At 68.2% G+C, this 21,843-nt stretch carries 10 protein-coding genes, 12 pseudogenes and 1 riboswitch; of the genes and pseudogenes, 2 read left to right on the top strand and 20 right to left on the bottom strand.

The annotated features are described in order from the left end of the window. Positions 1-104 precede the first annotated feature (104 nt). Positions 105-1,081 (bottom strand): annotated as a pseudogene (locus tag ACUDAL_RS04200) (NADPH:quinone reductase). A gap of 82 nt (positions 1,082-1,163) precedes the next feature. Then, a complete protein-coding gene (locus ACUDAL_RS04195) occupies positions 1,164-1,724 on the bottom strand; it encodes a hypothetical protein (RefSeq protein ID WP_444677244.1) in 561 nt (186 codons plus the stop codon). Positions 1,725-1,873: 149 nt separating this feature from the next. Here ACUDAL_RS04195 and ACUDAL_RS04190 point away from each other — a divergent pair. Next, positions 1,874-2,512: pseudogene (locus ACUDAL_RS04190) on the top strand (glycerophosphodiester phosphodiesterase family protein); the annotation flags it as partial. Between the two features lie 143 nt (positions 2,513-2,655). On the opposite strand, the gene glsA reads toward ACUDAL_RS04190, so the two are convergent. Beyond that, complete coding sequence (glsA, locus tag ACUDAL_RS04185; protein ID WP_444677243.1) at positions 2,656-3,507, bottom strand: glutaminase A; 852 nt, start codon at positions 3,505-3,507, stop codon at positions 2,656-2,658. A 196-nt stretch (positions 3,508-3,703) separates the two neighbouring features. Between glsA and nadE the strand changes: the two are divergent. Continuing rightward, positions 3,704-5,046: pseudogene (nadE, locus tag ACUDAL_RS04180) on the top strand (ammonia-dependent NAD(+) synthetase). Positions 5,047-5,132: 86 nt separating this feature from the next. Here nadE and ACUDAL_RS04175 read toward each other — a convergent pair. From ACUDAL_RS04175 to ACUDAL_RS04095, 17 genes and pseudogenes are all read right to left on the bottom strand, one after another. Beyond that, positions 5,133-6,545, bottom strand: a complete 1,413-nt coding sequence (locus tag ACUDAL_RS04175; protein ID WP_444677242.1) for a xanthine/uracil/vitamin C permease — start codon at positions 6,543-6,545, stop codon at positions 5,133-5,135. Between the two features lie 385 nt (positions 6,546-6,930). Then, positions 6,931-8,380, bottom strand: a pseudogene (locus tag ACUDAL_RS04170) (cobyric acid synthase). Between the two features lie 4 nt (positions 8,381-8,384). Then, a pseudogene (cobO, locus tag ACUDAL_RS04165) lies at positions 8,385-8,995 on the bottom strand (cob(I)yrinic acid a,c-diamide adenosyltransferase). 9 nt (positions 8,996-9,004) lie between these two features. Further along, positions 9,005-10,336 carry a cobyrinate a,c-diamide synthase gene (locus tag ACUDAL_RS04160; protein WP_444677241.1) on the bottom strand — a complete coding sequence of 444 codons (1,332 nt, stop codon included), beginning with the start codon at positions 10,334-10,336 and terminating at the stop codon, positions 9,005-9,007. A gap of 1 nt (position 10,337) precedes the next feature. Then, positions 10,338-11,104: pseudogene (locus tag ACUDAL_RS04155) on the bottom strand (ABC transporter ATP-binding protein). Continuing rightward, a pseudogene (locus ACUDAL_RS04150) lies at positions 11,104-12,075 on the bottom strand (FecCD family ABC transporter permease). The pseudogenes ACUDAL_RS04155 and ACUDAL_RS04150 overlap by 1 nt, the downstream one beginning before the upstream one ends. A 13-nt stretch (positions 12,076-12,088) precedes the next feature. Further along, positions 12,089-12,957: pseudogene (locus ACUDAL_RS04145) on the bottom strand (cobalamin-binding protein). 46 nt (positions 12,958-13,003) lie between these two features. After that, positions 13,004-14,847 (bottom strand): annotated as a pseudogene (locus ACUDAL_RS04140) (TonB-dependent receptor domain-containing protein). 128 nt (positions 14,848-14,975) lie between these two features. Continuing rightward, positions 14,976-15,198, bottom strand: a riboswitch (cobalamin riboswitch). A 69-nt stretch (positions 15,199-15,267) separates the two neighbouring features. Next, positions 15,268-15,678 carry a bifunctional adenosylcobinamide kinase/adenosylcobinamide-phosphate guanylyltransferase gene (locus tag ACUDAL_RS04135; RefSeq protein WP_444679441.1) on the bottom strand — a complete coding sequence of 137 codons (411 nt, stop codon included), beginning with the start codon at positions 15,676-15,678 and terminating at the stop codon, positions 15,268-15,270. A gap of 121 nt (positions 15,679-15,799) precedes the next feature. Continuing rightward, positions 15,800-16,270: pseudogene (locus tag ACUDAL_RS04130) on the bottom strand (histidine phosphatase family protein); the annotation flags it as partial. Then, a complete protein-coding gene (gene cobS, locus ACUDAL_RS04125) occupies positions 16,222-16,980 on the bottom strand; it encodes an adenosylcobinamide-GDP ribazoletransferase (RefSeq protein ID WP_444677240.1) in 759 nt (252 codons plus the stop codon). The gene cobS and the pseudogene ACUDAL_RS04130, both read right to left, overlap by 49 nt. 55 nt (positions 16,981-17,035) lie before the next feature. Further along, positions 17,036-17,536, bottom strand: coding sequence for a bifunctional adenosylcobinamide kinase/adenosylcobinamide-phosphate guanylyltransferase (locus ACUDAL_RS04120; RefSeq protein ID WP_444677239.1), 501 nt, complete (start codon positions 17,534-17,536; stop codon positions 17,036-17,038). Then, entirely contained in the window at positions 17,533-18,315 is a 783-nt protein-coding gene (locus ACUDAL_RS04115; RefSeq protein WP_444677238.1) for a pyridoxal phosphate-dependent aminotransferase, read from the bottom strand. The genes ACUDAL_RS04120 and ACUDAL_RS04115 overlap by 4 nt, the downstream gene beginning before the upstream one ends. 331 nt (positions 18,316-18,646) lie before the next feature. Continuing rightward, positions 18,647-18,931 carry a cobalamin biosynthesis protein gene (locus tag ACUDAL_RS04110; protein WP_444677237.1) on the bottom strand — a complete coding sequence of 95 codons (285 nt, stop codon included), beginning with the start codon at positions 18,929-18,931 and terminating at the stop codon, positions 18,647-18,649. Beyond that, positions 18,847-19,640: pseudogene (gene cbiB / locus ACUDAL_RS04105) on the bottom strand (adenosylcobinamide-phosphate synthase CbiB). Before cbiB ends, ACUDAL_RS04110 begins: the two are co-directional and overlap by 85 nt. Positions 19,641-19,650: 10 nt before the next feature. After that, positions 19,651-20,707: pseudogene (gene cobT, locus ACUDAL_RS04100) on the bottom strand (nicotinate-nucleotide--dimethylbenzimidazole phosphoribosyltransferase). Between the two features lie 57 nt (positions 20,708-20,764). Further along, positions 20,765-21,685: an HAD family hydrolase gene (locus ACUDAL_RS04095; protein WP_444679305.1), complete on the bottom strand. Its 921-nt coding sequence runs from the start codon at positions 21,683-21,685 to the stop codon at positions 20,765-20,767. Positions 21,686-21,843 lie beyond the last annotated feature (158 nt).

Below are 21,843 nucleotides of genomic sequence, written 5' to 3'. Positions count from 1 at the left end.
GCCGGTCGCCCACGGGGGCGACCGGCAGAGGGGGCAATGTGGTGATGCTGCAACGTCAGCGGATGGAAAAGAAAATCAGTGAAGGGGGAGCCAGTAAAGCCGCCTCAGGGCACCAGGATGGTAGAGCCGGTGGTCTGGCGCCCGGCCAGGGCGTCCTGGGCCTTGCCCGCCTCGGCCAGCGGGTAGCGCTGGCCGATCTCGACCTTGACCTTGCCGCTGCCGAGCATCTCGAACAGGTCGCGGCACATCGCCTCCAGCCGTTCACGGGTGTCGGCATAGCCGTTGAGGCTGGGGCGGGTGACGAACAGCGAGCCCTTCTGATTGAGGATGCCGAGATTCACTCCTCGACGGCGCCCGAGGCGTTGCCGAAGCTGACCATCAGCGAGCGCGGCTTGAGGCAGTCCAGCGACGTGAGCCAGGTGTCCTTGCCCACCGAGTCGTAGACCACATCGCACATCGCGCCGCCCGTCAGCTCGCGCACCCGCTCGACGACGTCTTCTCGGGTATAGTCGATGGTTTCCCAGGCGCCATTGGCCTTGGCCAGTGCCGCCTTCTCCGCGGAGCTCACGGTACCGATCACCTTGACGCCCAGCGCCTTGGCCCACTGGCAGGCGATAGAACCCACGCCACCCGCGGCAGCGTGCCACAGGATCGTCTCGCCGCCTTCGAGCGGGCAGGTCTGGCGCAGCAGGTACTGCACAGTCAGGCCCTTAAGCATGCTGGCCGCAGCCGTTTCCGCGTCGATGCCCTCGGGCAATGCGACCACCTTGTCAGCAGGCAGCACGTGGTACTCGGCGTAAGCGCCCAGCGGACCCTGGGCATAGGCCACCCGGTCGCCCTCCTGCAGGTGGCTGACGCCTTCGCCCACGGCGTCGACCACGCCGGCACCCTCGGTGCCGAGCCCCGAAGGCAGCCCGGGCGCCGGATAGAGGCCGGTGCGGAAGTAGATGTCGATGAAGTTGAGCCCAATAGCTTCGTTGCGGACCCGAACCTCACCGGCGGCCGGATCGGCCGGGGTCACGTCGACGAGTTCAAGCACCTCGGAACCACCGGTGCGAGCAAACTGGATGCGCTTGGCCATGTCACCTTCCTTTTGTTCACTATCGTGTCAGGGGCTTCATCCAAGCGCCCTTGGCGCGGTGGGTCAAGCCCCACCGCGGCGTTCAGCCGGGGAAGGCGGCCAGGCGCTCGACGAAACAGGCCTTCTCCTGCTCGAAGAAATGCGGATCATGCTTGAAGCGCCGCACGATCGCCTCGTCGTCGAAGGCCATGGGGGCCGCCAAGTCATCCACCCGCTGGGCGGGATGGCGCCGCGCCAGCCCGATGCGCCTGCCACCGGGGGCGGCGAACCAGCGGTTGACGCCGCAGCGCTGGAAGAAGGCTTCCTCGTCCTGGTCCGCTGCATCGACCCGCAGCGGCGCCTTCTGCGCCAGCTCGCGGATCAGCCGCCGCTCGCTCTCGCGGTCGCCACCGGGCGAGGCATGCAGCCGCAGCGACATGCCGGTACCCGTAGCATCGAGGATCAGCAGCGCCAGCGCGCCGGGCCGGCCCTGGTCGTCTACCAGCGCCCAGAGCCGTGCGGCTTCCTGGGCGAACAGAATCTGTCGCGTACCGGTGAAGGTCACCAGGGGCGCCAGCCCCGCCTCCCTACCGTAGACGTCGGCGCACAGCCGCGCGAGCCAGGCATCGCGCTGCTCGTCGCGCTCGGGCGTGATCACCTTCATGCATTGCCTCGTTGCCTCGTGAAAGCCGGCAAGACCAGCATAGTCTCCCCCATTGCCGCCCATGCCTTGTATCGCCACATGGTCATCCGTGTCGCCACGTTGTCATCGCGTTGCGCTACCCTGTCGAGAAACCGCCTCCGGAGCCTTCCATGCCAGCCGCTCACCCCGACGTTGCCCTGCCCCGCCTGATCGCCCACCGCGGCCTCTCCGCCCAGGCGCCCGAAAACACCCTGGCCGCCGTGCGCGCCGCCCATACGGCCGGCTGCCAGTGGGTGGAACTCGACGTCCAACTGCTCGGCGACGGCACGCCGGTGATCTGGCACGACAGCACGCTAAAGCGCTGTTCGGACGGCCACGGCAGGCTGGCCACGCTCGACCTGGCCAAGGCCCGCAGGCTCGACGTGGGCGCCTGGTTCGGCGACACCTTTCGCGGCGAGCGCATGGCCACGCTCGACGAGATGCTGGCGCTGCTGGTGGAGCTGGACATGGGCGTGAACATGGAGCTCAAGGTGACCAGCCGCCGCAGCGGCAGCGAGCTCGCCGAGGCCGTGATTCCGCGCCTGCTCGATGCGCTGCCGCCGCAGCGCCTGATCGTGTCCTCGTTCGATGCCGTGGCGCTGCGCCAGGCGCGCTCGCTGGCCGATGCATCGCTGCTGCCCATCGGCGTGCTGACCGAGAGCGTGCCGCAGAAGTGGCAGCCGCTGTGCGAGGGCCTCGATGCCTACAGCATCCATACCGACTGGACGCGGCTGACCGCCAAGCGCGCCGACGAAATCAAGGCCGCGGGCTATCGCCTGCTGTGCTACACCGCCAACGATCCCGCCGCCTTCGCCGACCGCTGGCGCTGGGGGTCGACGGTGCGATCAGCGACGACCCCACCCGCTTCGCCGATATCGCCCCGCCGCCGGACCGGGCCTGAGGCGCAGCCGGTTCAGGCGAACCTACCCAACTGCCAGCGCTGCGAGAGCTGCTTCAACATTCTCAGGCCAGCTATGCTGTTGCCATGCTCGTTGAGCGCGGGGCCGATCACGCCGAAGCCCCAGCGCCCGGGCGCCACCGCCAGAATCGCCCCGGACACGCCGCTCTTTGACGGCATGCCCACTTCGAGGGCGTAGCGGCCCGACTGATCGTACATGCCGGTGGTGAACATCAGGGTCAGCACGATACGCACCGTCTCCTCGCCGATAAGGCGCTCGCCGCTCTCCGGGTCGCGCCCACCGTTGGCCAGCACCGCGGCGATGCGTGCCAGGTCCACGCAGGTGAGCTCGATGGAAGTCTGCTTGAGATAGGGCACCAGCAGGTCTTCCTCGCTGCCTTTGAACACATCGTGGCTACGCATGTAGTAAAAGAGCGACCGGTTGAGATCCTGGTCCTCGGCCTCGAACATGACCGGGTCGTAGTCAAGCGTAGGGTTGTTCGAGAGGCGCCGAAAGAATTCGCGCAGCCGCACAAAGCGCTCCTCCCCGTCGGCGCCGCGGATCATGGCCGTCGTGACAATGGCGCCGGCGTTGATCATGGGATTGGAGGGGATGCCCATTTCACCCTCCTCAAGCGTGGCGATGGAGTGATAAGGATCGCCCGAGGGCTCCATGCCGACCCGTTCGAACAGCGCCTCGGCGCCGACATCCTCCAGCGCCAGAGCCAGCGTCAGCGCCTTGGATACGCTCTCCATCGGAAAGCGCTCCTCGGCGCTACCGGCTCGGGCAGTGCTTCCATCGGCCCCTGTCATGGCGATCCCGACCCGCTCCCAGTCAGCGTCGCCCTGCTCCGTGAATGACGTCATCTCACTCTCGTGGCGATACTCGCGCTCTCGCGTCACGATCTCATTCAGCGTCCGGACTCGTTCTTGGTCGATGCATTCCATTGGCAGCGCCCACCTCCCTGGCTATCCCGATTTCCCGACTCGCCCCCCAGCGGCCTTATGACCTAGGGTTAGAGGACCTGCCTACCAGGCTAGACGCCGCTCAGGAGATGGAGCAATGGAACTGCTGAATCGCATTACGGACTATCTGATCGACAACGAACTGAAGCTGGCCACGGCCGAATCCTGCACCGCCGGGCTGATCGTCTCGGAGCTGGCCCGCGTGCCCGGCAGCGGCCAGGGCATCGACTGCGGCCTGGCCGTCTACTCGCCGCCCTCCAAGAATCGCTACCTGGGCGTCAGCTTCGCCACCATCGAACGCCATGGCCTGACCAGCGAAGCGGTGGCCAGCGAGATGGCGGCAGGCGCGCTGAACAACAACGATGCCGATGTGGCGGTTGCCAACACCGGCGTCGCCGGCCCCAGCCCCGGCGACGACGACACCCCGGTCGGCACCGTCTGCTTCGCCTGGGCCTTTCGAGTGGATAGTCACCATTACCACTTCTGCGAAACGCGCCGCTTCGACGGCGAACGCAACGAGGTGCGCCTGGCCGCCGCCCACTACGCTCTGGAACGCCTGCCGCACTACCACCAGCTTTGCCGAGAGCAGGCACGGCAGGGGCCGAGCGGGGACTCGACGTCGCGGCGCGCGGTGCAGCGCGCCATCGGCGTGGCGCTGGGCGCACGCGGCGAGATCGATCCCCAAGAGGAGATCGAGCGACGCCGCGACTTCCTGGTCGAGACCATGCAGCAAAGCGGCCAGCGGGCACTGGTACTGGGCATCAGCGGCGGCGTCGACTCCACCGTGGCGGGCCGCCTGGCGCAGCTTGCCGTGGAAAAGCTGCGCGACCAGGGTAAGTCCGCCACCTTCATCGCCATGCGCCTGCCCTATGGCGTGCAGCAGGATGCCGATGATGCCGAAAAGGCGCTGACGTTCATCCAGCCGGACGAAGTATTGGACGTGAACATTCGCGACGGCAGCGACACCCTGCTGGCCTCGCTGGAACAGGGTGGGCTCGCGTTTCAGGATGCCCACCAGCGCGACTTCGTGCTGGGCAATATCAAGGCGCGCCAGCGCATGGTGGCGCAGTACGCCGTGGCCGGCGCCCGGGGCGGGCTTGTCATCGGCACCGACCAGGCCGCCGAGGCGCTGATGGGCTTCTTCACCAAGTACGGTGACGGCGCCTGCGACGTTGCCCCCTCACCGGCCTGAGCAAACGCCAGGTACGCCTGCTCGGCGAGCATCTGGGGGCGCCGGAGGCGCTGGTGCACAAGCCGCCCACCGCCGACCTCGAGTCGCTCGCCCCGCAAAAACTCGACGAGGTGGCCATGGGGGTCAGCTACGAGGAGATCGATGCATTCTTGGAAAACGAGGAGGTCTCCGAACAGGCCTATGAGACGATCCTGACCACCTACCGGGGCACCGCGCACAAGCGCCAGCTGCCCATCGCACCGGACTGAAACGCGCCGCACGCTCAAGCCACCCTTGAACGCAAGCGGGCCGGGGAATCCCCGGCCCGCTTGCGTACTGCCCGGCGCGTGGCAAATCAGCGCGTCGCCGGCTGCGGTTCGTTCTCGTCCCGCTCTACCACCATGTCGTCTTCCACCGAAATCGGCTCCTGCTCTTCCAGCTCACGGGCACTGCGTGACCGGTGCTCGATCAGGAAGTAGAGGATCAGGCCGATGCCCAGGCCCCAGGCAGCGCCGTGGGTGGCCAGGACCACGCCCATGATCCCGGCCACGCCCATGGCAGTGGCGTTCTTGATCTGCTCCACGGCCACCGCGATGCACAGGTAGCCGGTGATCAGCAGCGTGATGGAGAGCGCGATGGGCAGCACTGGGCGGAAGAAGGTCACCAGCGGCAGCAGGAACAGCGCGAAGAAACCAACGATCCAGAACACCCCGGTACCGGAGTAGATGGTATCCATGGCCTTGCGCCCATAGCGGTAGCGCTCGGTCACGGTGGCCATGCCGCCGGTGAACAGCGGGCCGGCCAGGCCCGGGTAGGGGGCCAGCAGCGAGTGCATCAGGTTGCGGATGCCGGTGATCAGGTGCACCCGATCAACGTTGACTTCAATCTTCTCGTCGGGGCGCAGGTGGTCGACGCGCTTAAGCAGGGTCTGGCCGACCACGATGTCACCGAAGGCGATGATGTAGGCGATGATTGCAGTAGGAATCGCTGCCACCATCAGCTCGATCGGCGGCGCGCCGATGGAGAACGGCAGGTAGGCCCAGATGCTGGCGAAGTCGGGCACGGCGATGCCCCACTCCACCGTCGGCATGCCGTACTCGCCAACGCCCCAGCCGATCGCCATGGTGATCAGCATGCCCGGCACCATGCCGAAGGCGACGATGTTACGCGCCCAGCGGTACTTCTCGGCCAGGTCGCGGAAGGAGAGCGAGAACAGTACATAGAGAGTGATCAGGCCGCCGATGCCGAGCGAAATCGGTGTGTTGTAGAGGCGCCCTCCTTCGACGATCTCGCCGCTGATGGCGGCGATGCCCGCGCCCAACAGGATACCCGCCTTGATCGACGACGGCACATTGTTGACCAGCTTGCTGCCCAGCCGCGTCACGGCCATGAACAGGAAGATGGCGGTGACCATCAGCTGCAGCGCCACCATCGCACGCATGGCGTCGGGACCCGGCTCGTATTGGCCGATGAACAGCAGTACCACGGGAATCGCCGGGGTGATCCAGCCTGCGATGAACGGCACCCCCAGCAGCGGCGGCAAAATGAAGCCGATGCCGCACACCACCACGAAGGCCAGGCCCACTTCGTAGGGCACGCCCAGATACTGCTCGAGCAACGGGATCATGCCCAAGGAGATGACGAACATCACCATGGCCTGGATGGTTTCGGGAATGGCCCACTTGAAGTGGATAAAGGGCAGGCGGACCTTGAAAGGCCCCATCGGCCAATAGGGATGCTCCTGGCCGTATTCGCGTTTGAGCAGCACGTCGATTACCTCAGCGGTTCTGTTTTGTTGATGACGATCCTCTGGTGGATTGTTGTTTTTATTGGTTGACGCTGGTTTTACGCGCCTGCACGGAAAGCGAACATTCGACCTTGTGACGAGTGAAATGCAGCTTGGCGAGCCCTCCCTGTCGACAACTTACACGCTGCGACGCGCAGGAAGGCGCGGAACAGCGCAAAGGGGTCGTTCGAGAGACCATGAAATCGGAGAAGTTGTCGACAAGATAGCCACCACTCCTGGCAAGTTGACGTTAACGTCAACTTTCCGGCGCCGGGGCGAGAGCAGCGTCGTCGACAGGGCGTTACCCACAGCAACACAAGCCGCCTGCCGCCTGGGCTAACACTAAAGAATAAGGCAGCTGAGCGGCCTAGAAGGCCAGCAGCCTGCCCAGAGCCGCCATGTCCAGATGGGCTTCGAGGCACTCCGCCAGCCGGTCCAACTCGCGCTGGCGATGCACCGCGTAGTCCACCGCCTGCCCGTTACTGACCAGGCCGCAGCGCGCCAGCAGCGCCGCACACGCCTCGGGCCGCTCGAACAGGCCGTGCAGGTAGGTGCCCATCACCTGGCCATCGCGACTGATGGCACCGTCGGGGCGCCCTTGCAGCTCGCACAGCGGCCGCCCCAGCGCCGCCCCTTGCTGACGCCATTGTGGATCTCGTAGCCGTCGACCGGCACCCCTTCGGGTAGCAAGCGCCCACTCACGCTGCGCAGCTGCTTGCCCGCCACCATTCGAGTCTCCAGATCGAGCAGCCCGAGCCCTTCACTGGAGCCCGCTGCCCCCTCCAGGCCGTCAGGATCGTGCACCACCCGGCCCAGCATCTGCAAGCCGCCGCAGATGCCGAGCACCCGGCCGCCGTAGCGCAGGTGCCGTTGTAATGCTTCCTCCCAGCCCTGGGCGCGCAGCCAGGCGAGATCGCTGCGGGTACTCTTGCTGCCGGGCAGGATGATCAGGTCCGCCGGCGGGATCGCTCGGCCGGGCCCGACGAAGGTCAGATCGACCTGCGGGTGCAGGCGCAGCGGGTCGAAGTCGTTGTGGTTGCTGATACGCGGCAGCGCCGGTACCACGACCTTGAGCGTGCTCCCCGCCCCCACCCGCCCGCTGCGGCCGATGCTGTCCTCGGCGTCGAGCAGCAGGCCCTGCAGATAGGGCAGCGTGCCGAATACCGGCTTGCCGGTGCGCTCGGTGAGCCAGTCGAGCCCCGGCTCGAGCAGGGCGATGTCGCCGCGAAAGCGGTTGACGATGAAGCCACGAGTACGTGAGCGCTCGCTCTCGCTGAGCAGCGCCAGGGTGCCGACCAGCTGGGCGAAGACGCCGCCGCGGTCGATGTCGCCGACCAGCACCACCGGGCAGTCGACCATCTCGGCGAAGCCCATGTTGGCGATGTCGTTGGCGCGCAGATTGATCTCGGCCGGGCTGCCCGCCCCTCGGCGACGATCACGTCGAAGCGCGACGACAGCGCCTGCCACGCCGCCAGCACGCTCTCCCGCGCGGTGCGCTTGTAGGCGTGGTAGTCCAGCGCGTCCATGTGACCGTGGACCCGCCCGCGCAGGATCACCTGGGCGCCGCGGTCGCTCTCGGGCTTGAGCAGCACCGGGTTCATGTCGCTGTGGGGCTCGACGCCTGCCGCCAGTGCCTGCAGCGCGGTGGAGCGGCCGATCTCGCCGCCGTCCACCGTCACCGCGCTGTTGAGCGCCATGTTCTGCGGCTTGAACGGCGCCACCGACACCCCTCGCCGCGCCAGCACCCGGCACAGCCCGGCCACCACCGTGCTCTTGCCAGCGTCCGAGGTGGTGCCCTGAATCATCAATGTCGCCATGAGATTAGAGCTCTATTCCTGGCTGCGCTTTCACTCCTGATCCTTGAAGGCGTGCTTGACCGCCTTCATCTCGGTGACGGTATCGGCCAGCTCGATCAGTTGCTCGGGAGCGTAGCGGCCGGTGACCACGACGTGCTGCATGGGCGGACGCGCCTGCAGGTCGTCAAGCACGCGATCGAGGTCGAGGTAGTCGTAGCGCAGAGCGATGTTGAGTTCATCGAGCAGTACCAGGTCGAAGCTGGCATCGCTGAGCATGCCGCGGGCCACCTCCCAGGCGGCCTCGGCGGCGCGGGTGTCGCGCTCGCGGTCCTGGGTATCCCAGGTGAAGCCCTCGCCCATCACGTGATACTCGACGCCAGGCACCTGACGAAAGAAGGCCTCCTCGCCGGTTTCCCGCGTGCCCTTGATGAACTGCACCACGCCTACCTTCATGCCGTGGCCCAAGGCACGCGCCAGCATGCCGAAGCCGGAGCTGCTCTTGCCCTTGCCCGGGCCGGTGAGCACCAGCAGCAGGCCCTGCTCCTTCTGGGCTCCGGCGATACGCGCCTGCATGATCTTCTGCTTGGCCGCCATGCGCTGGGCATGGCGCTGAGGGTCCTTGGCGTTATCGCGCATGGCCGTCTCCTAGTTCTTGTCCTGAGTGAAACGCAGCGGTTGACCGCGGAAGATGGCGGCGGCCAGCGCCGGCGCCGAGGGGAAGTAGCCGTGGAAGTAGCTGGCCACCAGCCTGCCCTCTACGAAGACCGGCTCCGCGGGGCTGCCGGCCAGGCGGCGGGCATGGGCGACCGGTGCCAGCGGCGTCTCCAGCAGCGAGTGGTGGTAAGTGTGGCCGCGCAGCTCGCCGGCATCGGTCGAGAGGCTTTGCAGGCCCAGGGCGCTGAGCTTGCCGGCCATGCGCGCGGTGCCTGGCATCAGTCCCAGCATGGCGTGCTCGCGCCTTTCACCGTCGACCAGCGACTCCATGCACGCCATCAGCCCGCCGCACTCGGCCAGGATCGGCCGACCAGCGTCGTGGTGGCCGCGGATCGCAGCGAGCATTGGCGAGTTGGCGGCGAACTTTCCACCGTGCAGCTCCGGGTAACCGCCGGGCAGCCACAGGGCGTCGCACCCGGGCAACTCGTTGTCGGCCAGCGGCGAGAAGAAGCGCAGTTCGGCGCCCATCAGCGTGAGCAGGTCAAGGTTGGCGCGATAAAGGAAGGCGAAGGCGTCGTCGCGGGCCACACCGATGCGCACGCCTTCGAGCAGCCGCGGCGGCGGCTCGGGCGCCTCGGCCTCGAGCGTTACCTTGGCCGGCAGGCGGTCGAGGCCCGCCTCCTTGAGCACTTCGGCGGCGGCGTCGAGCTGGGCATCGAGCCCCGCCAGCTCGCCGGCCTGCACCAGCCCCAGGTGACGGTCGGGAATTTTCATCGCCTCGTGGCGTGGAATCGCCCCGAGCAGCGAGAGCCCCTCCGGCATGCTCTCCGCCAGCAGCCTGCCATGGCCGGGGCTGCCGATGCGGTTGGCAATCACCTCATGGATGGCGAGGTCAGGATGGTAGTTGGCCAGCCCCTGAGCCACGGCGCCGAAAGTCTGGGCCATGCCCCAGGCGTCGATCACCGGCAGCGCCGGCAGCCCGGCCAGGATCGCCAGGTCGGCGCTGGACGGGTCGCCGTCGAACAGCCCCATGGAGCCCTCCACCAGGATCAGGTCGGCGTCACGGGCCGCTTCGGCCAGGCGCCAACGACACTCGTGTTCGCCGGTCATCCAGGGGTGGAGCTGGTAGACCGGCTGGCCCGAGGCCACCTCCTGGACCATGGGGTCGAGGTAATCGGGGCCGTGCTTGAACACTCTCACCTTGCGCCCGGCATTGCGGTGCAGCCGCGCCAGCGCCGCGGTGACCATGGACTTGCCCTGGCCGGAGCCGGGAGCGGTAATCAGGGCGGCATGAGCCTCGCCGCGAATCGTCGATGTCGTCATATCACCTCACGGGTACGAAAACGGGGGCGCCGTCGATCTCGGCGGTGGCCAGGCGCTGGCCGTAGAGCCGCTCCAGGGCGGCGGGCACCAGCATGTTGCTGGCCGGCCCCCAGCACGCCTCGCCGTCGGGATAGAGCAGCAGCAGGTGGTCGCACCAGCGCGCCGCCAGGTTGAGGTCGTGCAGGCACATCATCACCGCACGGCCCTCGGCGGCCTGCTCGGCGAGCAGCGCCATCACCGCGCTCTGGTGATGCAGATCGAGATGGTTGGTGGGCTCGTCGGCGAGCCAGATCTGCGGCGCCTGGGTCAGCACCGTGGCAATCGCCAGGCGCTGGCGTTCGCCCCCGAGAGCGTGCTGACCAGGCGCTCGGCCAGGTGATCGACGTCGAGCCGTTCGAGCGCCGCCTCGGCCAGGCGCAGGTCCTTGCCACTCTCCATCTGCCACGCCGAGAGCCATGGATGCCGACCGATCAGCGCCGTCTCGCGCACCGTGGCGGGAAAGCCGTCGTGGCGATCCTGGAACACCAGGCCCAGGGTACGTGCCACCTGCCGCCGGCCCAGCGCCGCCAGCGGACGGCCATCGATCAGCACCTGCCCTGCCCGTGGCACGCGCAGCCCGGCCAGGGTGTGCAGCAGCGTGGTCTTGCCGGCGCCGTTGGGGCCTAGCACGCCCCACACCTGCCCCGGCTCGACGCTGAACGCAAGCGCCCGCCCGTCGCGCCGCCCCGGCACGTCGATCACCAGCTCGCGAGTCTCGAGGCGGTTCATCAGCGGCTCCGGTACAGCAGGAAGAGGAAGGTGGGCACGCCGAGCAGCGCGGTGATCACCCCCACCGGCAGTTGCTCCGGGGCGATCATGGTACGCGCCAGGGTGTCGGCCAGCACCAGCAGGGTGCCGCCGGCCAGGGCGCAGGCCGGCAGGATCAGGCGCTGATCGTTGCCCAGCACCAGGCGCAGCATGTGCGGCACCACCAGACCGACGAAGCCGATGCTGCCGGCGGTGGTCACCGCGGTGGCGGTCAGCACGCTGGCAACGACATAGATCGTCCACTCCAGCGGGCGCACGTTGACCCCCAGCGCCGCTGCCTGCAGCGGGCCGCGCGCCATGACGTTGAGGCTGCGCCCCAGCGGCATCAGCAGCAGGCAGATCAGCAGCAGCAGGATCAGCGGCGGCCAGGGCGTGCGTGCATAGGAGAGGTCGCCCATCAGCCAGTAGAGCATGCCGGGCAGGCGCTCGGCGGGGCTTATCGCCAGCATCAGGGTAATCACCGCCCCCAGCCGGCGGCCACCACCACACCGGTGAGCAGTAGCCGCGAGGGGTCCAGCTACCGGTACCGTGGGCCAGGCCGAACACCAGCAGCGTGGAGAGAAACGCCCCGGCGAAGGCCGAGCCGGTGATCACCGCCCCGCCCAGCCCCGCCAGCATCGCCGCCAGCGCCCCCACCGAGGCGCCGCCGGAGAGGCCCAGCACGTAGGGGTCGGCCAGGGGTTGCGCAACAGTACCTGCATCAGGGCACCGGCCACGGCAAGCAGGCCGCCCACGGCAAATGCCGACAACGAACGCGGAATGCGCAGGTCGAGGATCAGCGTGCGTGCCAGAGGGCTGCCTTCGCCGCGGGCCACCGCCCAGACGTCGCCCAGCGACAGCGCAGCGCTGCCTAGCGTGACGGAGAACAGCAGCGCCGCCAGCCCCACCAGGGCCAGCGCGGCAAGCGGCGGCCATAGCGAGCGCCGGGGCATGCGATCGATCACCTCAGCGCTTGGCGCGGGCACGGTCGAGCTTCTCGCAGAACAGCCGGCTGCCCTCCAGCAGCCGCGGCGTGGGGCGCTGGATCAGCGAGGGCGGAATGAAGTAGAGGTTGTCGCGCTCGACGGCGGTCAGGCTCGGGTACTGCTGCCAATGGGTCAGCCAGTCGCGGTTCTCTTCGCCCATGCCGCCGGCGAGTATTGCCTCGGGGTCGGCGGCCAGCACCGACTCGTCGTCGATGCGCGGCACCAGCCGCGACAGCTCGCCGAACACATTAGCCCCGCCGCACAGGGTCAGCACCTTGCCGATCAGGTGCTCATCGTTGATGGTCATCAGCGGCTCGTCCCACACCTGATAGAAGACAGGCACCGGCGCAGCGTCGGCGTAGCGCTCGGCCAGCGCCGCCATGCCGTCGCGGAACTCGGCCGCCACGCGCTCCCCAGCCTCTCGGGTATCGGCCAGCAGCGCCAGGCGCTCGATGGCACTGGAAACGCCCTCGAAGTCCCGCGGCTCGATGTAGAACACCGGCATGCCCAGCGCCTCGAGGGTCTCGAGCTGCTCGGGCGGGTTGCCGGTCATCCAGCCGATCACCAGGTCGGGGGACAGTGTCACCAGGGCCTCAAGATCCATGCGGGTATGGCTGCCCACCGACTGGACCTCTTGCGCCTCGGGCGGATAGTCGCTGTAGGCCACCACCGCAACCACCTTCTCCCCGCCCCGGCGGCATAGACCAGCTCGGTGGCGCCCGGCGAGAGCGCGGCGATGCGCTGGGCAGGCTGCCCGAGGCACACCTCCCGCTCGCGGTCGTCGATGGCGCACAGCGTGCCGGCATGCGCCTCGCCGGCCACTGGCCCCGACAGGGCCAGCGTCAGCAAGGCACAGGAAAATGCAGCGGGGCCAAGGGCCCCGCCGACTAGACCCTTACTGGCCGAAGTGGACACTGACGAAGGCCGCACGGCCGGCATTGAGGTAGTCACGAGCGGTCTCGTATTCCTTGTCGAGCGCGTTATCGACCGTCAGGCGAGCCGACCATAGCGGCGCGAACTGCCAGCCGGCACGCAGATTGACCAGCCCAAAGCCGCCGATGCGATCCGTGTTGGCGGCATTTTCATAACGATAGCCCTGCAGAATCCAGGAGCCTCCCAGTGACCACTCGCCTAGTTCGCGATCCACGTCGAAGCGCGCCGTTTGAGAGGAGCGCCGGCGCAACCTGTTGCCCATTTCTCGGTCTTCCGGGTCAGTCCAGGTCAGCGCCGCAGCCAAGGTCCAGTCGTCGACCTCGGCGCCAGCCGCCAGCTCGATGCCCCGAATGCGCGCACGGTCGACATTCCCCGTGGTGTTTACTAGGTCGTCACCCGTAGTGTCGACATTCACAATCAGGTTGTCGATATCGGACTGATAGAGGGCTGCATCCCAGAACCAGTTTCGATATTGGCCACGCGCTCCTATTTCCCACGTCTTCGAGGTTGCTGGCTTCAAGTCGGGGTTGCCTTCAAATGTGAAGCCGTAACCATAATCAGTGAAAGGGAAAAAGAGTTCGTTAAAGGTAGGAGCCCTGAAGGCGGTGCCATAGCTGGCCCTGAGCGTATGGTGGGCATCCAGGTCGTAGCCTAGCGCCATGCTGCCGGTAATTTCTTCACCAAAGGCCTCATTGTCATCGTGGCGTAGCGCTGCCTGAACGGAAAATGGTGCAAAATCGAAGAGGCCTTGGGCAAAGGCCGCACTGTTGTCGCGGCTTGTCTCGTCAAAGTAGGTCGTGCCGCTGACCTTGTCCTCGCTGTATTCGAACCCACCGATCAGCTCATGAAAGCCGACATTAAGAGTGTTCTCCCAGCGCAAGGTATGGGTGCGAGTATCGAAAATAGAGGTGAGTATCCTGTTGTCGCCGAAGTTGTCTTGTTCATCCCGCGCTTCGCTCAGGGTCAGGCGGCTGCGCAGACTGTCAGTGACAGGCAGCTCGCCATACACTCCCGCGACCTGCTGGACGAAGTCAGTTTCACCACCGTCAAACTCGGTATTGCCGCGGGCGCGCAGCGCCAACATGCCTACCTCAGCACCACCTTCAAATGTATGGGCAAGACGCACCAAGCCAGTCGTATTGTCATACCCTTTATCTTCACCATCGCGGCGAATCGGGGCGCCATCGGTGGAGAAATGACTGCCGGCGAAGCTATAGCGGGTGCCGCCGTTCTCACCAGAGAGCCCGGCGCTGTAGCGCTGCGTATTGAAGGAGCCGCCGCCCACGGAGACGCTCGGATGCGGGCCGCCCTCCTGTGCCTCATGAGTGAACAGCTGCACTACGCCGCCCACCGCATCGGCGCCGTAGAGGCTGCCGCGGGGGCCACGCACGATCTCGGCACGCTGGAACATGCGCGGGTCGAGATAGTGCCAGGCTGCGCCCCCGACGTTGCCGAACGCAGGCGAATGCCGTCGATCATCAGCACGGCAGACTCATTGCCGGTACCGCGCAGATATACGCTGCTGTTCTTGCCGAAGCTGCCGTTGGTGGTGACATCCACCCCCGGCTGGCCACGCAGCAGGTCGGTCACGCTGGTGGGGTCCTGGCGACGCAGGGTGGCCTCATCGAGTACGGTCACCGAGGAGAGCGTCTCGTCGGCGGTGCGTGGTGCCAGGGTGGCGGTGACCACCATGGGATTGAGGGCGACGGTGTCGACAGCCGTGGCCTGGGCCTGAACGGCCAGGGGAAGCGCGGCCAGACCGAAGGCGGCCAGGCCCTGCGCAGCCAGATTTTGCTTGGTTTTCATTCCGATTCCCTTGCTCGCCGTGCCTACCCGCACGGTCTTCTATGCGAAGCCGGGGCGGCGTGAAGGGGTCGAGAAGGGAAGAGAGGAGAACGGCGGCTTCTACCCTGCCTCGAAGTTGCCCACCGCAACCCGGCATGTCCTCTCCGGCCGGTCTCCGGGCTGACGAGCGAAGCGAAACGCTTCAGGCCCATCGCCTTCCCATGCAGAGCACAGTGGCATGATGATGGACCCATACTCGATCACCGTTGCGGGGGCAGCGTCGGAATGCTCTTTCTCCAATTCGAAGAAAGGTCACCGACTTCCCGTTTAACCTCAAAACTGCGATGAGGCACCTGAGAGTGCGCGTACGCTATCAGCGCGGCGGGGATACGTCAATCGAGCGGCCCCACGAGACTGAGCCAGATCAACGAGTTAGCGATTTCACCAAGCCGTGCCGCACACACCAGGCCTGCTCACAGCGGGCCGCGGCATCCTGGACCAGCCAGCCGTTGAGGTCGCGCAGGCGCCGGTTCTCGCGGCCGAGGGCACGATGCCGCGGCCCATCTCGAGCAGGATCAGCACCGCCTGGCCGCCGCGTTCGGCCTCCCAGGCCCGCAGCGCATCGAGCTCCCGCACCATGGCCTGGCGCAGCCGGTCGTCGTCGGGCTCGGCGGCGAGCCGCTCGCCGATCCAGCGCTCCCAGCCCTCCAGCACCAGGCATGAGCTGTCGGCCACCGAAGGCCACGCCTCGAGCCGGTCTCGCGCATGAGCGGAGTGCCAATGCGGGGCGTCGAAGCGCTGCCTTACGGCGTCGCGCTTGCCGGCGCAGGTACCGCCGATGAAAAGCTGCATTGCCAGCGCCCTCCGTCATGAGCGAAGGTGAATCGGCGCCCCTCGGCCTGGACGACGCCCCCTCCCAGAAGCCGATGCCCTCGAAGCGGCGGCGCAGCTCGCGAATCACGCCGCCATGGCAGACCACCAGCACGCGATGATGGCCGTGTGGCGAGCAGCCGTTCACGAGGTCGGCGAACCAGGCGTCGAGCCGCTGGCGCAGCTCGGCGGTGGATTCGCCGCCGGGCGGCGCCTGCTCGCCCGCGGTGTCGATCCAGGCGCGATAGGCGGGCAGCGTTTCCAGTTCTTCGTAGGTGCGCCCCTCGTAGTCGCCGAAGTCGAGTTCGCGCAAGCGCGCATCCAAGTGCGTCGGCCAGCTCTCCTCTCGCCCTTCGACCACGTGCGCCAGGGTCTGCCGGCAGCGGGTCAAATCGCTGCAGTGCACGGCATCGAAGGTTTGCTCCTCCAGCGCCTCGCGCAGCCGGTCGAGACCAGGCAAGGCCTCGGGTAGCAGCAGCGGGATGTCGCGCTGCCCCTGGTAGCGACGCTCGCGATTCCACTGCGTCACCCCGTGACGAACGACCACCAGCTCCAGGCGACCAGCAGCAGCCATAGCTCTCCTCCCTCGATTGCGGTTCCGACGATATCGCCGTTGATGCCCTTGAAGGCGCGCAGCATGCCCCAGGCATAGAGCATCAGGAACGGCGCCAGTGCAAGGCACAGCCACACGCCTCCCGGCGCCAGCGCGGCCAGCGGCAGCAGCGGCAGCGCCGCAAGCCAGAGATCGCGCGGTGAAAGATCGCGCTTCCAACTGGCAGCCATGCCCTCGGGCCGCGCCGCCGGAGCCAGCACCAGCAGCGCCACGGCAGAAAAGCGCCCCAGCCCCAGGATCATCACCAGCAGCAGCAGGCTGGCGCCGGCGTCGAGCAGCACGAACAGCAGCGCGGCCTTCCACAGTAGCAGGAACACCAGCGCCAGGATGCCGAAGCTGCCCACATGGGGATCCTTCATGATCTCCCACTTGCGCTCCAGCGGCGCGTTGCTGCCCAGGGCGTCGGCCACGTCCATCAGGCCGTCCAGGTGCAGCCCGCCGGAGAGCGCCACCCACAGCGTGAGCAGCGCCAGCGCCAGCAGCGGTGCGGGTAGCAGGTTCTCGAGCAGCGCGGCCGCCGCCACCAGCAGGCCGCCGAGCAGCACGCCAACCAGCGGATAGCAGCGCACCGCCCAGCGCCGGGTGGCCGGCGTCCAGGGGCAGGCGAAGGGCAGCGGCAGCCGGGTGAGGAACTGCAGCGCCAGCACCAGGCCAAAGGCGACGTCTTTCATGAGCGCTCCTCGCCACGGCGTTTCCACACCTGCGGCAGCCCGGCCATCACCTGGATCACCTCGTCCGCCTCCTGCGCCACCAGGCGGTGAGCCCGCTGCAGAAAAGCCAGGTAGCGCCACACCTCGGCGTCCTCGGGGGCATGCCCTCGTTGACGTCGTTGGAGACGATCACTAGCGCCACGTCGCGTCGCCGGGCCTCGGCCAGCAGGCGCTCGAGCATGGCAATGCCCCGCGCCTCGTCGAGCTCGCCGGCATACTCGCTTGCATAGAGCAGCTGGCTGGCCCACAGGGTCAGGCAGTCGAGCAGCAGCGTGCTGCCGGGCGCCACCCGCTCGAGGGCGGCGATGAGATCCACCGGCTCCTCCAGGGTGATCCAGCCCTCGCCCCGGACTTGCCGATGACGGCCGATGCGGGCCTGCCACTCGCCGTCGCCGCCGCTCCTGGCGGTCGCCAGGTAGTAGCGCGCCCCGCCCCGCTCGGCCTGCCAGCGTCGTGCCAAGGCTTCGGCATGGGTGCTCTTGCCGGAGCGTGCCCCGCCGCTGATGAAAGCGATCATGGATGTCTCCAACGCGCAATGGCCTCGACCAGCGCCCGGTTCTCCGGTCGCGAGCGCACCGCCACCCGCAGCCAGGCGCCCTCGAGGCCGATGAAATGGTGGGTATGACGGACGAGAATGCCGCCGCGCGCCAGGTGTTCCAGCAGCGCCGGCATCGACCCGCCGCGAGCATCCTGAAGCCGAGCATCCCTGAACAACAGGAAGTTGGCGTGGGACGGCACGACGTCGAGGCCCAGCGCCGCGAGCTCGCCCTGCAGCCAGGGGCGCTCGGCGTCGAGCCAGGCGCGGGTTCGCGCCAGATAGTCCCGGTCCGCCAGCAGCGGCGCGACCAGCCCCGCCGCCAGGGCGTTGACGCTCCACGGCGGCTGCAACTCGGCAATAGCGTTTACCGCAGCGGCTGAGCCCAGCAGGTAGCCCAGCCGCAGGCCGGGAATGGCATACAGCTTGGTCATCGAGCGCAGCAGCAGCAGGTTGTCGAAGCGAGCCAGCAGCGGCGTGAGCCGCTCGTCCGGCGTGACGAAATCGATGAACGCCTCGTCCACCACCAGCATGGCGCCGTGGCGCTGGCCCGCTACCAGCAGGCGCTCGACGATCCCGCGCTCGATCAGCGTGCCGGTGGGGTTGTTGGGGCGGCACAGGAACAACGCGCCGGCATCGCGCATGGCCTCAGCGGCACTCGCCTCATCCAGCGCAAAACTGCCCGGCGCCAGCTCGACGTGCTCCACGGCGATGCCGTAGTGGCGGCAGGCCCGCTCATACTCGCCGAAGGTGGGCTGCACGATCGCGGCCCGACGCACCCCTGCCTGGCCAGCAGCGCCGCGGCGAGGAAGATCGCCTCGGCGCCGCCGTTGGTGAGCCTTACCTTCTCGGGCCCGAGCCCTTCGCTCATGGCGATAGCGTCTCGCGCCTCGCCATAGTCAGGGTCGGGATAGACGGCGAGTTTCGCCACGCTGGCGGCGAGCCGTTGCGCCAACCAGGGCGGCGGCCCCAGCGGGTTGAGGTTGGCACTGAAGTCGATGACCTCACTGTCGCCAGCGAGGCCGAAGCGCGGCAGCAGCTGCTCGGGGCGCCCGCCATGGCTCGGCCAGTCGCTCATGCGTCTCTCCTCGCTCATGCCCAGGCGCTCCGCACCCCGGCCACGGCGGCCATCAGCAGGAAGAACACGGCCCAGGCGCCATGCATGTGGCGCACGGCACGTTCGATATGGACGACCCGCAGCGGCTCGTGCGGCTCGCCCAGCCTTACCCGCTCTGAGACCCGCCCGCCGTAGGTATTGGTGCCGCCGAGCTGCACGCCGAGCAGGTACGCCATCATCGCTTCGGGCCAGCCGGCGTTGGGGCTGGGGTGGCCCGGCGCCTCGCGCCAGGTGCCGGCCAGTGCCCTCTGTCTACGCACCCCTGCCAGCGCGCCCCCGGCAGCGCCAGGGCGGCCAGCCACATGCTCAGGGCGGTGAGCCGGGCCGGCACCCAGTTGGCCAGGTCGTCGAGCCTGGCCGAAGCGTAGCCGAAATCGGCGTAGCGCTCGCTGCGATGGCCGACCATGGAGTCCAGGGTGTTCACCGCCTTGTAGGCCAGCGCCAGCGGCGCCCCGCCGAGCAGCGCCCAGAACAGCGGCGCGGTGATGCCGTCGACCGTGTTCTCGGCCACGGTTTCCACCGTGGCCCGGGTCACGCCGGCCTCGTCGAGGACTCGGTGTCGCGCCCCACGATCATCGCAACGGCCCGGCGCGCACCTGCGAGGTCGCCCTTGACCAGCGGGTCGGCCACCGCGAAGGCGGCATCGCGCAGGCCCTTGATGGCAAGCGCGCTGGCCAGCAACAGCAGTTCGCCGATGCGCCCCAGCCAGGGGTGCAGCCAGGCGAGCAGCGTCAGCCCACTCCAGGCCAGCGCATAGACGAGCGCCACCACGCAACCGGTGAGCAGAAAGCCCTTGCAGCGACGGGCTCGCGGGCTGCCGTGGTTCCAGCGACGCTCCAGCACCTCGATCAACCGCCCCATGGCGACCACCGGATGGGGAAGCCAGGGCGGGTCGCCGATCAGCAGATCCAGCGCGATGGCCCCCAGCAGCAGTGCCAGCAGGGCCAGGCTCAGCGGCTCGACGCTCATGCCTCGGCGCTCATGACTCAGGGGCAGCGCCAGCCACCCCGGCCGAATCGAAAGTGGCCATCTCGCTCAGCATGCGGCAGGCGGCTTCGAGCAGCGGGAAGGCGAGTGCCGCTCCGGTGCCCTCACCCAGGCGCAGCTGCATGTCGAGCAGCGGCTCGGCCTCGAGCAGCTCCAGCGCCACGTCGTGGCCCGGCTCGCAGGAACGGTGGCCGAAGATCAGGTAGCCGTGCAGCGCAGGCACGAGCCGGCAGGCCACCAGCGCCGCCACCGTGGCGATGAAGCCGTCGACCAGGATCGGCATGCGCCGGGCGGCCGCACCCAGGTAGGCGCCGGCCATGGCGGCGATCTCCAGCCCGCCGAGCTTGACCAGTACTTCCATGGGCCGGGTGGGGTCGGCATCGCGAGCCGCCAGGGCGCTTTCGATCACCCCGGCCTTGTGGGCCAGGCGCGAGATATCGATGCCCGTCCCCTGCCCCACCAGGCGGGTCACCGGCCGCCCGCTCAGGGCGGCCAGCAGGGCGCTGCTGGCGGTGGTGTTGGCAATGCCCATCTCACCGACGATCAGGCAGCAGCAGCCGGCGGCGCTGGCTGCGCGCGGCGGCACGTATGCCGACCTCGATGGCGCGCTGGGCCTCGGCCAGGCTCATGGCATCCTCGCGGGCGAAATTGGCGGTGCCGGGGCGCACCTTGTCGTGGACCACGCCCTCACCTTCGACGGTACCCTTCACCCCCACGTCGACGACCTCGAGCCGCGCACCGATTTGCCGAGCGAAGACGTTGATGGCGGCGCCGCCAGCGGCGAAGTTGGCCACCATCTGCGCCGTGACCTCCTGGGGAAAGGCCGACACGCCCTCTTCGACCACGCCATGGTCGGCGGCGAAGACGATCACCCCGGGCGGGCTCACCGCAGGCGCAGCGCTGCCGCTCAGACAGGCAAGCTGGATGACCAGCGATTCGAGACGACCCAGCGCTGCCGGGGGCTTGGTGAGGTTGTCGAGGCGTGTCTGCACGGCGGGGGCGAGAGCGTCATCGACCGGTACGATGGCGGCCAGGGTATCGGCAAGCATGAGCGTATCCTGATAGGGCGTGGGGCAGCCGCCATCTTAACAGGCTGGCTCGGCCTGTCACGGCGCCGTGCCCAGCGCTCCCACCTGCTGGCTCTGCTGTCGTACCTGGGGCTCCTGCTCGCCGGCCAGGGCCAGGCGTGCCGAATTCGCCACTACGCTGAGCGAGCTGGCCACCATGGCCAGCACCGCTATCAGAGGCGGAATCGGCATGGCCACCGCCAGCCCCAGTGCCAGCAGGTTGTAGATGCCGGAGAGCACCAGATTCTGGCGCATCACCCGGCGCGTGCGGTGCGCCAGGCGCCAGGCCACCTCGACCCCGGCCACCCCGGGCTTCAGCAGCGCCACGCTGGCGCCCTCCTGCACCGTGCTATTGGCACCCAGCGGCGCCACGCCGACGCTGGCGGTGGCCAGCCCCACCACGTCGTTGAGCCCGTCGCCAACGTAGAGCGACGGCTGCGGCATGGCCGCCAGCAGCTTGGCCTTGGCCTCGGGGCTGCGCCCGGCATAGCACTCCTCCGCTTTCATGCCCACCGCATCCGCCAGCCGCCTTACCGCCGGCGCCCTGTCGCCGCTGATCAGCGCCAGCGCGAGGCCGTGACGGCGCAACTCGGCCAGCGTTTCTGCGGTGCCGGGCAGGGCCGTCTCGCCCAGGGTGAAGCGCGCCAGCAGGGCAACGTCGCAGGCCAGCAGCACTTCGCTCTCTCCCGAGTCGGCGGCCTGCTCAGTGGCAACGCCCTGCTCGGCGAGCCAGGCACGGCTGCCCAGCAGCAGCTCTCGCCCATCGCCAAGTGAGACCCGGCGCCCGCGTCCGCCGACCTCCTCGGTCTGCACGATCTCGAGCTCCCCGCCCGCCCCGGCATCCTGGGCATCTTGAACATAGCGACGCACGGCCCGCGCCAACGGGTGCTCGCTGCCACGCGCCGCCACCGAGGCCAGCGCCAGCAGCTCCGGTTCAGACAGGTTGGCCGCCGAGTACATGGCCTGCACCTGCGGCTCCCCGGCGGTGAGGGTGCCGGTCTTGTCGAAGGCGGCGCTGCGGATTCGCGCCAGCGTCTCGAAGGCCCCCGGGTCGCGAATCACCACGCCGCGCTCCAGGGCCTGGCCGCTGCCCGCCAGACCGGCCAGGGGAATCGCCA

Origin of the sequence: Halomonas sp. E19, assembly GCF_052439355.1 — a bacterium.
In the GTDB taxonomy this organism is placed as follows: domain Bacteria; phylum Pseudomonadota; class Gammaproteobacteria; order Pseudomonadales; family Halomonadaceae; genus Halomonas.
This window is presented reverse-complemented; position numbering and strand designations above follow the sequence as displayed.